General features: G+C 53.3%; 9 protein-coding genes. 2 read left to right on the forward strand and 7 right to left on the reverse strand.

Annotation, left to right across the window (positions count from 1 at the left end; genetic code table 11):
* Positions 1-32: 32 nt before the first annotated feature.
* The 5 genes from ACMWLG_RS21890 to ACMWLG_RS21910 form a co-directional block, all read right to left on the reverse strand.
* Positions 33-1,319, reverse strand: a complete 1,287-nt coding sequence (locus tag ACMWLG_RS21890; protein WP_045404512.1) for a restriction endonuclease subunit S — start codon at positions 1,317-1,319, stop codon at positions 33-35.
* Positions 1,309-2,928, reverse strand: a complete 1,620-nt coding sequence (locus ACMWLG_RS21895; protein WP_045404510.1) for a type I restriction-modification system subunit M — start codon at positions 2,926-2,928, stop codon at positions 1,309-1,311. Before ACMWLG_RS21895 ends, ACMWLG_RS21890 begins: the two co-directional genes overlap by 11 nt.
* 49 nt (positions 2,929-2,977) lie before the next feature.
* On the reverse strand, positions 2,978-4,159 hold the full coding sequence (locus ACMWLG_RS21900) for a restriction endonuclease (protein ID WP_045404508.1): 1,182 nt from the start codon (positions 4,157-4,159) through the stop codon (positions 2,978-2,980).
* A gap of 121 nt (positions 4,160-4,280) precedes the next feature.
* Complete coding sequence (locus ACMWLG_RS21905; RefSeq protein WP_414763030.1) at positions 4,281-4,856, reverse strand: LysE family translocator; 576 nt, start codon at positions 4,854-4,856, stop codon at positions 4,281-4,283.
* Between the two features lie 47 nt (positions 4,857-4,903).
* Positions 4,904-5,647 (reverse strand): helix-turn-helix transcriptional regulator, encoded by a 744-nt coding sequence (locus tag ACMWLG_RS21910; RefSeq protein ID WP_045404504.1) that lies wholly within the window; start codon positions 5,645-5,647, stop codon positions 4,904-4,906.
* Between the two features lie 151 nt (positions 5,648-5,798).
* Here ACMWLG_RS21910 and ACMWLG_RS21915 point away from each other — a divergent pair, with 151 nt between their 5' ends.
* On the forward strand, positions 5,799-7,169 hold the full coding sequence (locus ACMWLG_RS21915) for an NAD-dependent succinate-semialdehyde dehydrogenase (protein WP_045404502.1): 1,371 nt from the start codon (positions 5,799-5,801) through the stop codon (positions 7,167-7,169).
* 43 nt (positions 7,170-7,212) lie between these two features.
* Here the strand turns inward: ACMWLG_RS21915 and ACMWLG_RS21920 are convergent, their stop codons facing one another.
* Both ACMWLG_RS21920 and ACMWLG_RS21925 read right to left on the reverse strand, forming a co-directional pair.
* On the reverse strand, positions 7,213-7,533 hold the full coding sequence (locus tag ACMWLG_RS21920; protein ID WP_028015390.1) for a hypothetical protein: 321 nt from the start codon (positions 7,531-7,533) through the stop codon (positions 7,213-7,215).
* Entirely contained in the window at positions 7,533-8,078 is a 546-nt protein-coding gene (locus ACMWLG_RS21925) for a YfaZ family outer membrane protein (RefSeq protein WP_023310269.1), read from the reverse strand. The genes ACMWLG_RS21920 and ACMWLG_RS21925 overlap by 1 nt, the downstream gene beginning before the upstream one ends.
* 411 nt (positions 8,079-8,489) lie before the next feature.
* On the opposite strand from ACMWLG_RS21925, the gene ACMWLG_RS21930 reads away from it, so the two are divergent.
* Positions 8,490-9,848 (forward strand): esterase-like activity of phytase family protein, encoded by a 1,359-nt coding sequence (locus tag ACMWLG_RS21930; RefSeq protein WP_045404500.1) that lies wholly within the window; start codon positions 8,490-8,492, stop codon positions 9,846-9,848.
* Positions 9,849-10,085 lie beyond the last annotated feature (237 nt).

A 10,085-nucleotide genomic window follows, 5' to 3' on the forward strand; every position in this document is an offset into this window, starting at 1 on the left:
AAAGCCCCTGATTTTACAGGGGCAAAAATGCGTTATGCGGCTTCTGTTTGTTTGATGATGTCGGGGAGATCCTCCAGGGACAGCTCGCCGGAGATGAGTTTGGGGAGCAGGGTGTCGCGGAGGTTAGAAAGACTTTCAATTTCATTGCAGTGAACAGAAATCATCCTTTCCCATTTCCCTGAAAACTCTTCAAATTTGTTAATCAGTTTTGTTGAAGGGCAAATTAGGGGAAGCTGTTTTAAATCTTTTTGATTTATGCTGCCAAAAACAGTGCCTTCACCATTAAAAATGGAAAAGTAATCAGATAAATTCCTTACGGAATAATATGTAAAAGCGATATTTCCTGATTTATGTCTTAATGCAGCCAAGCCCCGGCCGATTATACATTCTGTTGAGGCTAGGTTTGTAACTCCAACGGGAGCCCTAACACTTAGCAGAGTATCAAATTTTTTTGCTAGACGTTTAGGTTCAGTACAGTAAATACGTTTTGACGGGAATCGGAATCCAAAATCAGTTTTACCTTGGAAAAAAGGTAAGCCAATTTCATGTTCGTTATAGGTAGAGCCCGAGGGCGATTGTCCCATAGTAATGTTAAATTCTTTTCCTAGGCCGGAAACTTTCCAACTTTTTGGCGTCCAACCCAGCTCTGTTTCTTCAAATTCAGCCGGGAATAGTGCACGTATATCCGCCGGAAGCGGTTTGAAATCTGCACTGTTGCGTACTTTTTGACGCAGTTCGGCGCGAGATTGCATCGCTTCAGGGATTGAGTTTCCCGCATCCAGTGCGTTATCAATCACCGGATCGAAATCCACAAACCAAGATTTGAACAGGGTTTGGGACATTTGTTCCAGGGTTTGGTTGATTTTATTCGAATTAATTATTCTTTCTTCAAATGAAGACAATATTGCCCCAATTTTTTTCTGCAACTCTCTATCTTTTGTAGCAAGAACTTTATGAGGATATACGGCATTTCTATTTAAAGATTTTTGTGCGCTTCCTGAATTAAAATTATCAAAATTCACTAATTTTAAAAGATAATAGATATAGGTGATATCATTCCCTTTGAAATCAGTAATATATAAACAGGTATTCAGTGGCCAATAATCTTTTTCAATAAAGCTAACAACTCCCATTGAGTCACCACTTCGACCAACAATTACACCGGGACCAATAGCTTTTGCGATATTGTGAAATCCAGTAATTCCAGATGAACCCATTATGGGAACTGGACCATCAATCCTGTGCTGTGATGGTAGATCATGGCCTCGTTGTAAAGTGATTAATTCACCTAATGGTATGTATTCCCACTTACTCCCCATAACCCAGCGCCTCCAGGTTTTGGCGAATCGCGTTATCCAGTTCTTCCGCCAGCTTCATCTGTGTAAATAACGTCTTCGACAATTCCCGCATTTTGGCTTCAAATACCACGCTGTCATCTCCCTTTTCGGCGGCACCCACATAGCGGCCCGGAGTCAGTACATACTCTTTAGATCTTATTTCTTTAATGTCTGCAACCTTGCAGAACCCTGTCTTGTCTTCGTATTTCGCCAGCCTGCTGTCGCCGCGCTTAACGCGCTCGGCCAGCTCTTCCGGCGTGCTGCGCCAGGCATGGTAGGTGTCGGCGATGGTGGCGATATCATCCGCCGTAAGCTCTTTGGTGGTGCGGTTCATCATGGTGCCGAGATTACGTGCATCGATAAAAAGCGTTTCGCCCTGACGGTTACGATAGCCTTTGGCAGGATCGGCAGCCTTCGATTTGGTCATAAACCACAGGCAGACCGGGATCTGGGTGGTGTAGAACAGCTGGCCGGGCAGGGCGATCATGCAGTCGATCAGATCGTTTTCGATCATCTGCGCGCGGATCTCGCCTTCGCCGCTGGTGTTGGAACTCATCGAGCCGTTTGCCAGTACAAAACCGGCGGTACCGTTGGCCGACAGCTTGGAGAGCATATGCAAAATCCAGCCGTAGTTGGCGTTACCGGTTGGCGGCGTGCGATAGCCTGCGAAGCGCGGATCGTTGGTCAGCTCGGCATCGTTACGCCAGTCTTTGAGGTTAAACGGCGGGTTGGCCAGAATGTAGTCGGCTTTTAAATCCGGGTGCTGGTCGTTGAAAAAGGTGTCTGCCGGGCGCTCGCCAAGATTGGCGGACAGGCCGCGAATCGCGAGGTTCATCTTCGCCAGCTTATAGGTGGTGGCCGTCAGCTCCTGACCGTACAGGGCGATATCGCGGCTTTTACCCTGGTGGCTTTCGACGAACTTCACCGACTGGACAAACATCCCCGCCGAGCCGCAGCACGGGTCATAGATTTTGCCCTGGAACGGTTCGAGCATTTCGGTCAGCAGCGTCACCACGCATTTTGGCGTATAGAACTCGCCGCCGCCTTTGCCTTCGGTGGCGGCAAACTTGCCGAGGAAGTATTCGTACACGCGGCCGACCAGGTCTTCTTTCGACAGCGCTTCAACGTCAGTTTCATGCGCCAGCGTTTCGATGTTGTCGATAGTGTCGATCAGCGATGCCAGCTTCTTGGTCTCCAGATCCTGACGGCTGAAGTAGTTATCCGGCAGCGCGCCTTTCAGCGTCGGGTTGCGCTTCTCAATGGTCGAGAGAGCGGTATCAATCAGAACGGCGAGATTATCCTGCTTGGCGTTCTGTTTGATGAACGACCAGCGTGCCTCTTCCGGCAGATAGAAGATATTGTCCTGCTGATAGAAGACTTCCATTTCCAGGAAGTCTCCCTGGCCTTCGTCCTTCATTTTTTGACGACGGGCCTCGAACTTATCGCTGATAAATTTCAAGAACACGAGGCTCAGTACCACGTGCTTGTACTCAGAGGATTCAACGCTACCGCGAAGCTGGTTCGCAGTATCCCATAATGTGTCTTCAAAGCCTTTCTTTGCTTTGGCTTTTTTTGCTGGTGCTTTGGCCATGATGAACTCAATCAGGAAAAATTTGGCGTCTATTGTAGCGATTAAGACGTTAAATTTCGCCTTTTAATCCCTCTTCCAGTTCATCAAAAAGCTGTAAATCCACATCCAGCAACTCCACCGCATTACTGCGTCGAATGCCGACATTATTCTCAATCAGCAGTTCTAACAGCCGGTCACCATCTATCAAGGTAATCGGTGCGGCACCGGGATGCAGAGCCGCTTTTTCACAATTCCCGGCAAAACGCCCCGTGGTGATGAGTGTGCCCCGGATCGCGCTGTGATAAGGCAACGCGCCACGTAACTGGTCGATAACAGGGCGGGTAATATTGCTCTGCATACGCTTAACCTGCACCACTTCCGTGATGGTGGTAATGCCCACCTGTACTCTGCCGACGACATCGACACCCTTATCGCCCGACGCTTTGGTCACTTCCACCTGTTCATAACCCATCGCCTCCAGAAGTTGACCAATCAGATGCTCAAACTTGTAGGGATTCATGGTGCTGATCTGTTCGCGTAGCTGCTCTTTTTGCTGTTGGTTGTAACGCTTCACCGCGTCCAGAAGTTCTTTTCGCGGATCGGCTTTGCGGGCCGGTAAGGCATTCGCTAACCATGCGCGGCCCTTATCGGTGATGTAGTAGCTCATCCCTTCCCGGGCGACCATATCGCGATCGATCAGGTTATAGAGGCGCGAGTAGAGCGTGCTTTTGATGGAGCTGGTAGAAGCGAATTTTGAATGCTGGTGTAAAAAAGCCTGCCATTCCGGGAGTAAGTCAGCACGACGGGACATTTCACGTCCAGCCAGCAGTTCAAGAAGATGCAGTAACCCTTCTTTGTCGTCCAGCGTGCGTAATGTGGCATCATCATTATTCAGAAATTGCTGCCCGCTCTCGGTGGGTACCCAGGTATCTTTCGGCGTCGTTTCCATCAGTTCGAAGACCGAAGAGTTTAGAAACAAATAGCTACCGTAACTATGGCGCGGATTGAGGATGTGGTTATCCTGATTCCAGATCCGCAGCGCGATCTCAGCATCTTCGCCTTTCAGGCGTTCGTTGATCCACATATCAGGTTCGGACCAGTCAACCGGGTTTTGCGGCGTGCCGGTTTGTTCCTGAATTGCATTGATCATGTTACTTACAGAATTCACCGAATAGCCGGAGACGGCTTTCATCATTGCCTGAATCTGCGCATAGGTTGGAAAAAGTGGCGTAATAACTTTGTAATTTTTCACGTTGTTCCCTTAACGATTGCTGTGGCTTTAGCTTGCCACTTCAGGGAAGAAATACTAATAACTAAGTCACTTATTTTGTAAGGTAATAATGGCTTTATAGGTTTTCTATGCGGGCAAAACACTACTCCATAGCCAGCCGCCACAGCGAACGGCTGAGCTTCTGTTGTACCGCCGATAGCCCCAACAGCGACACCAGCGCTAAATCCCACGCCAGCACCACCATCACCATCCAGACGCCGCAGGTCGCCTGCTGAAGCAGCGTGACGTCCGGCCCCAGCAAGGCCGTCATCAGCGCCAGATAGAACAGCGCGTTCTTCGGGTTTAACAGCGCCGAACCGAGCCCCAGCAGGATCTGCTTTTGCAGCGACGGGAAGCGCTGGTGGGTTTCATTCAGCGCCAGCGACTGCTGGCGGCTGCGAATCAGATGCGATCCGATCCACATCAGGTACAGCGCCCCGCAAAGCTCGATCAGCGTAAACAGCCACGTAAACTGGCGCAGCGCGCTCCAGCCGATAATCACCAGCAGGATGTAAAGCCCGTTGCCCGCGGCGATGCCGAGGCACAGTCCGGCGCTACCCCGCAGCCGATAGCGCGCGGCGTAGCCCACCAGCAGGAAGAAATCCGGGCCCGGGCTTAGCAGGGCAACAAAATGCGCCAGCGCCAGGGCGAGAAAAGCGGAAGGGAATAACAGTTCCATAGCGACCTCATTTAACAATCCGAGGTCAGAGTACGGCGCTGCAGAACCTATTTATTGTTTAATATTGATCGGCCGGTGGCGTACTGGCGCGGCGTGGCGGCGGTATAGCTGACGAAGGTCTTATGAAAATGGCTCTGGTCGGCAAAGCCGCTCTGGTAGCCGACGTCTGCAATATTATCCCCGGCGCGCAGCCGCGCTTTAGCGTATTCCACGCGGGAGATGTTGAGAAAGCTGCCCGGCGTCAGGCCGGTGTCCTGCCTGAAGGTGCGGATCAGCGTCTCCTTGCGCAGCGAGAAGCGTTGGGCAAGCTCGTCGAGGGAAGGCGGGCAGGTGAGATCGGAAAGAAACGCCTGCTGAATCTGCTGGCTGGTTGCGCGAAGCGCGTCAGCGTTATCCACGGCGCGGGGAAGGGCAGAAAGCAGCGTTTCCAGTGATGCCGGAGACAGGGTCTCGACAACGTCCAGGTAATGGGCAAACAGGGTTGGGCTACGAATCACCTGTAGCGCCAGCGGAAGCCCGGTGTCGATGTAGAGCATATGGTAGCTGCGCGGTTGCCCGGCGACGGGGTTACAGCTGTGCGGCGCACAGGCTGGAATCACGATGAGGTCCCCGGGGTTAAGGATGTACTCTCTGTCATGACACACGCAGCAGGTCTGGCCCTCCACAATCGCGCCGATGGAGAGCTGAGAGTGACTGTGGCGTTTGTACGCCTGCGTACTCTGCCAGGTGCTGCGCAGCTCAAGGCCTGAGGTGCGGTGAAAAGTCTGGCGGATATGTCGGGTATCGGTCATGGGCGCTCCTTCTGAAGATTTTTTATACCATGTCAGCGACCCCTCTGGCAGCGCTTCATTAAGAACCTTCCGGATATACCCAACTTTACGTCCATAGCCAGTCATGTTGACTACCCTTAATACCCTAAGCGGTAAAACAAGGAGATTCGACATGGCTTATCAGACAGTAAATCCTGCCACTAACCAGCTCATCAAAGAATACCCCTCACATACCGACGCGGATATCGAAGCGGCGCTCCGCGCGGCCGATGCGCTTTATCATTCGGACTGGGCGAAAGGCGATATCAGCCAGCGCCTGCCGGTGCTCCATAAGCTTGCCGATCTGATCGACGAGCGCGTGGAGGATCTGGCTAAAATCGCCAGCCAGGAGATGGGTAAGCTCATCGAACAGAGCCGCGGCGAGGTGAAGCTGTGCGCACAAATAGCCCGCTACTACGCCGATAACGCGAAGCAGTTCCTGGCCCCGGTGAAGTACGACTCGGAGCTTGGGGATGCGTGGGTTGAGCATCACCCCATCGGCGTGCTGATGGCCGTTGAGCCGTGGAACTTCCCGTACTACCAGCTGATGCGCGTGCTGGCGCCAAACCTGGCGGCGGGGAACCCCGTCATCGCCAAGCATGCCAGCATCGTGCCGCACTGCGCCGAGACCTTTGCCCATCTGGTGCGCGAGGCGGGCGCGCCGGAAGGGGCGTGGACCAACCTGTTTATTTCGTCCGAGCAGGTGGCGAATATCATTGCTGACGATCGCGTGCAGGGCGCTGCATTAACCGGCTCCGAAAAGGCCGGCAGCGTGGTGGCCGCTCAGGCGGCGAAGCACATCAAGAAATCCACGCTGGAGCTGGGCGGTAACGACGTGTTCGTGGTGCTGGATGACGCAGACCTTGAGAAGGCCGTGAAAATTGGCGTTAACGCGCGGCTCAACAACGCCGGGCAGGTCTGCACCGCGGCGAAGCGCTTTATCCTGCATGAAAAGATTGCGGATGCCTTCCTGAGCAAATTCACCGAGGCGTTTAAGCAGGTGAAGATTGGCGATCCGCTGGACGAAAGCACCACGCTGGGGCCGCTGTCGTCTAAAGATGCGCTCGAAACGCTGACCAAACAGGTTAACGAGGCGGTGAAAAACGGTGCGACGCTGCACTATGGCGGCAAACCGGCGCAGCGCGACGGGAGTTTCTTCGAACCGACGATCCTGACGAATATCTCCCGCGATAACCCGGCGTATTTCGAAGAGTTCTTCGGCCCGGTGGCGCAGATGTACGTGGTGAAAAACGACGACGAGGCGGTCGCGCTGGCGAACGACTCCCACTACGGCCTTGGCGGGGCGGTATTCAGCCAGAATATCGAGCGCGCGAAGAAAATGGCGTCGCGGATTGAGACCGGGATGGTGTACATCAACTGGCTCACCGATACTGCACCGGAGCTGCCGTTCGGTGGCGTGAAGCGCTCCGGCTACGGACGCGAGCTGTCGGATCTGGGGATCAAAGAGTTTGTGAACCAGAAGCTGGTGGTGGTGCGTAAGTAAGAGATAATAAAAAACCTGCCAACCGGCAGGTTTTTTTAAGGGATTATTGCACTTCGATCTTGTCCCAGCCGCTTTTGAACATGCAGCTGTCGACTAACGTATCCCGGCGATATTCATTCGCGTCTTCAACCGTGTAGCTCGTGGAAATATCCTTTTTCTTGTTCTTTTTGTCCGTTTTTTCCGAGCTGGATCCGGTCACGACGTTATCCGGGGGCAGATCGATTAGCGCCTGCGCTTCGCATTCCGTGAGCTTTTTATTCATTTCCGCATCGCTGACGCCCGGTTTCACCCATTTGTACTGGACGCAGCCGGTGAGCATCAGCGTGAGGCTCAGAACGCAAAGCGCGGTTATGCGGTGTTTCATCAGAAGGTGACTCCACCGCCTACATATGCGCCGTCAATCAGCGTGTGGCCAGGACGACCGTCTTTGCCATCCACGCTCACGTGGCGGTAGCCCACTTTCAGGGTCACTGGCGTAATTGGCGTCCAGCTTACGCCGCCGTTAGCTTCAACGTAGTTTTTCACGCTGTTGTTCAGGCCTTCTGGCGCCACATAGCCTTCACCGTACACGTGGATGCTGTCGGTCAGGGCAACGTTTACGCCGCCGCCAATCGGGAACGCCACGCCGTTATCGCCTTTTTTCGGGCCGAGGTAGATGGCTTTTGCGCCCGCATTCAGCATCACCGGGCCAAGACCCAGGTTGTAGCCTGCGCCCACGCCCCCGGTCTGGGTACCGTCATCGGTGTTTTTGAGCCAGTTGCTTTCGAGATAAACACCGGATGAGGATTTCCCCATTTCCAGATTGAGGTTGGTAAAGTTTTTACCCTGCTCAACGGTGCCGCCCATCGCCAGTGCGGAACCCGATACGGCAGCCAGAGCAGAAAGAAGAAGGATATTCAGTTTTTTCATGTTTTATGCCTCGTCATTAAATTCATCTGGGCGCACCTTAACAAGCGATGTTAATGACTGCAAATGTGATATAAATCGCGGTTTTATACTGATATTGTTAACTTTTTTATTGAAGTTGTTGCAATGATGTTTGATTGTCGGGGTGTCAACAGGGGATGTTTTTAGCGTTTAGGAACCGTTTAGTTTTTTGACTAAACATAAACTGAACGAGGTGGGGATAGTGATTTGAGATGAATTAATTGGGTTTCTAATAATTTCCAAAAATGTTTCGCCTGTCACACAAAACAACAAAGCCTTACATTTAGAGCGATGAATATACGTTCAATCGCGCAGGCCGGTTTCCCTTCCATGTCATTTTTCTGACACGTTTATTCTTTACGTTGTTGGCTTCACTAACTGGATGCTAACAATATGAAAAGAAAAATTATTCCTGTACTAATCGGCTGTGCGCTCTCTTTCTCTGGCCTGGCGGCGCAGCCCACTGCTGAGCGCTATGTCGTCAGCTTCCCTGAAGGCTCCCACGTGAGCTACAGCGGCGCGTTTGCCAGCGCGTTTCCGAACGGACTGCCCGTGGGCATTGGCTCCGGCCTGCTGTTTACGGGCAAGCAGGGCGACGCCCTGACCTTTGCGACCGTGACCGATCGCGGTCCAAACGCCGATGCGCCAAAAATGGGTAAAAACGAAGCCAAAATATTTGTCACGCCAGATTTCGCGCCGCTGCTGATGACCATCCGCGTTCAGAACGGCAAAGCGGAGGCTGTTGATGCCCGCCCGCTGCATGATGATAAAGGCGAGATCAACGGTCTGCCGCTGCAAAGCGGCGTGATTGGCTCCACCAATGAAGTGGCGTTCAGCGATACCCTCAAGACCCTGAAGGGTGACAACCGCGGCATGGACACGGAAGGCATCACGCCGGACGGGAAAGGGGGCTACTGGCTGTGCGACGAATATGGCCCGTTCCTGATTAACGTCGACAGCAAAGGGAAGATCCTGGCGATCCACGGTCCGCAGGCGGCGGAAGGGGAGAAATCCATCGCGGGCGGCCTGCCAAACATTATCAAATGGCGCCAGGCGAACCGGGGCTTTGAAGGCCTGACCCGGATGCCGGACGGACGGATTATCGCCGCCGTGCAAAGCACGCTGGATATCGACGGTAAGAGCAAAAAGCAGTCCCTGTTTACGCGTCTGGTGAGCTTCGACCCGGCAACCGGGAAAACGGCGATGTACGGTTACCCTATCGACAGCGCGGCCTACAGCAAAAACAGCGACGCCAAAATCGGCGACATCGTGGCGCTCGATAACCAGCATATCCTGCTGATTGAGCAGGGAAGCGATAAAAACGACGGCATGCGTAACCTTATCTACAAGGTGGATCTCAGCAAGGCGAGCGACCTGACCGCCTTCGACAAGCCGGGCGAGTACCCGGAGTTTGATGATGAGAAAACCCTGGCGCAGCGCGGCATTACCCTTGCGGCAAAAACGCAGGTGGTCGATCTCCGCGCGCTGGGCTGGCAGCAGGAGAAGGCCGAAGGGCTGGCGCTGATCGACAGCAAAACGCTTGCGGTGGCGAACGATAACGACTTTGGCGTGAAGGTGGCGATGCAAAACCCGGTCGAGGGCAAGAAGCTCAAGGATTATCGGGTGAACGCGGAAGGCAAGCTGACGCTGGATGATAAGCCGGTGGAAACCACGCTCAGCGTGAAGCCGCTGAAAAAGCCGGAGTCGGACAGCGAGCTGTGGATTGTGACGCTGCCGGAAGCGGTGAAATAAGTTTACCCTTCTTGCTAAAGGCTGGGGTATCCCCACAAGATAATGCCTGCACAGACGGCTCCCTCTCCCTTGAGGGAGAGGGCTGGGGTGAGGGGGAACATACGGCTGTGGAGGTTATTCCGTTCACTCTATGTTCCTTGCTACTCTGTAACGGCATGACCTGTGAACGTGCCAGGGTGGCTCAGTCGCCACCACCCTGGCGACCCGGGCTCCCGGCGGTAAATCGCCGCTTCGCGG

Source organism: Enterobacter sp. 01-M-02-SI-ECC, from assembly GCF_047530595.1.
GTDB lineage: Bacteria > Pseudomonadota > Gammaproteobacteria > Enterobacterales > Enterobacteriaceae > Enterobacter > Enterobacter cloacae_M.